Source organism: Stenotrophomonas sp. 3diitr2024 (assembly GCF_042136455.1).
In the GTDB taxonomy this organism is placed as follows: domain Bacteria; phylum Pseudomonadota; class Gammaproteobacteria; order Xanthomonadales; family Xanthomonadaceae; genus Stenotrophomonas; species Stenotrophomonas sepilia.
The window spans coordinates 1-2100 of sequence record NZ_JBHHMJ010000679.1; the positions used below are offsets into that span (position 1 = coordinate 1).

General features: G+C 69.1%; 2 protein-coding genes. Both read left to right on the forward strand.

All coding sequences use genetic code 11. The features are described from left to right. Positions 1-147: 147 nt before the first annotated feature. Entirely contained in the window at positions 148-1086 is a 939-nt protein-coding gene (panE, locus tag ABGA94_RS17235; RefSeq protein ID WP_375367843.1) for a 2-dehydropantoate 2-reductase, read from the forward strand. Next, complete coding sequence (locus ABGA94_RS17240; protein ID WP_095378236.1) at positions 1083-1967, forward strand: NAD-dependent epimerase/dehydratase family protein; 885 nt, start codon at positions 1083-1085, stop codon at positions 1965-1967. The genes panE and ABGA94_RS17240 overlap by 4 nt, the downstream gene beginning before the upstream one ends. The last annotated feature ends 133 nt before the right edge of the window (positions 1968-2100 follow it).

The following is a 2100-nucleotide window of genomic DNA, read 5'->3' on the forward strand; positions in this document are numbered from 1 at the left end:
AGTGCCGGCCGCTGGCCGGCAACACCAGATCCACGCCATGCGTGGATGCAGCAGTCTGTAGAGCCGAGCCTATGCTCGGCTCTTTTTTGCCTGCAATCTCCGGCACAATCGCAGTTCTGATTCCCCCCAGAAAACGGTGAACGTGCAATGCGCATCCTGATCCTCGGCGCCGGCGGTACCGGCGGTTACTTCGGTGGCCGCCTGGCCCAGGCCGGCGTGGACGTGACCTTCCTCGTGCGCCCCGCGCGCGCCGCGCAGCTGGACCATGATGGCCTGGTCATCCGCAGCCCACTGGGTGATGCGCGTTTCCCGGTTCAGCACGTCACTGCTGATGCACTGCCCGCACTGGCCGCGCAGAAGCCCTTCGACCTGGTCATCCTCAGCTGCAAGGCCTACGACCTGGACAGTTCGATCGATGCCATCGCCCCGGCAGTCGGCGCGAACACCACCGTGCTGCCGATCCTCAACGGCCTGCACCACTACAACGCACTGGATCTGCGCTTTGGCCGCGACGCCGTGCTCGGCGGCCTGTGCTTCATCAGCGCCACCAAGGCGCCCGATGGCGCGGTGCTGCATCTGGGCAAGCCGGCCAAGCTCACCTTCGGCGAGCGCGACGGCGGCGCGATCTCCGCGCGCGTGCGCGCCTTGGCTGCGGTCTGCGCGAAGGCCAACCTTGATCACCTGGCCAGCGAGCGCATCGGCCAGGAACAGTGGATCAAGTACACCTTCCTGACCGCGCTGGCCGCAGCCACCTGCCTGCTGCGTGCGGATATCGGCACCATCGTCGCCACCGATGATGGCGAGGCGATCGTACGTGGCCTTTACGACGAGTGCCTGGCCGTCGCCGAAGCCGCCGGTGAACCGGTTCCGGAGGCAGCGAAGGACACTGCGCGCGGCACGCTGACCCAGGCCGGCTCGGCGTTGAAGGCCTCGATGCTGCGTGATCTGGAGGCCGGCCAGCAGGTGGAGGCCGAACAGATTGTTGGCGACATGCTGGTGCGTGCGCGCAGGGCTGATCAGGAAGCCCTGCTGCTGCAGGTTGCCTACAGCAGCCTGCAGGCCTACCAGGCACTGCGGGTCGCGTGAGTCCCGCCTTGCAGGCCAGCCCATTGCCCGCGCGGGTACTGATTCTCGGGCTGGGCTGGAGCGGACGCGTGCTGGCCGCGCAGCTGCAGGCGCACGGCGTAGGCGTGGCCGGCACGGTGCGCGATCCCTCGTTCGCGCCGGACGATGGCCTGCCACGGCATCAGCTGCACGCCGACACGCCACCGTCGCCTGCCCTGCTCGATGAGATCGCGCAGGCCGATGCCGTGCTGTGCAGCGTGCCGCCCGACGCGGAGGGCGACCCGGCACTGCGCCTGCTGCTGCCCGCGCTGCAGGCCAGCCCGGCATTGCGCTGGGTCGGCTATCTGTCGTCGACCTCGGTGTATGCCGACCGCGCCGGCGGTTGGATCGACGAGCGCAGCGCGGCCGACGCCACTGAAGCGGCTGGTGTGCAGCGCCTGCTCGCGGAAGCACAGTGGCGTGCACTGGCCGGACAACGCAGCATCGCCTCGGCGGTGTTCCGCCTGCCCGGCCTGTACGGGCCGGGTCGCAATGCGCTGGTGCAGTTGGCGCAGGGGCGTGCGCGCCACGTGGTTCGCCCGGGCCAGGTGTTCAACCGACTGCACGTGGATGACCTGGCAACCGTCATCATCGCCGCAATGCGGCGACCGGCCCGGCAGGGTCTCTACCTGCCCAGCGACGACGAGCCTGCACCGCCGCAGGATGTGCTGGCCTTCGCCGCGAAGCTGGGCGGGTTTGCGCTGCCGCCCGCCGTGGCCTGGGATGACCCGGCACTGAGCCCGACGCTGCGGCGCTTCTACGAAAGCAACAAGCGCATCGACAGCCGTGGCACGCGTGAAGCATTGGGCTGGGAGCCGAGGTTCCCCAGCTACCGTGAGGGCCTGCGCGACCTGCTCCGGTAGTGCCGGCCGCTGGCCGGCAGCCTTTTGGGGCACGCGCAGGCTGGCTTCAGGCGGGGATCGATCCGCCTTGAGCGTCACGCACGCGGGCGTTGAGAATCACCAGCATCTTCCGCATCACCGCCACGATGGCCAC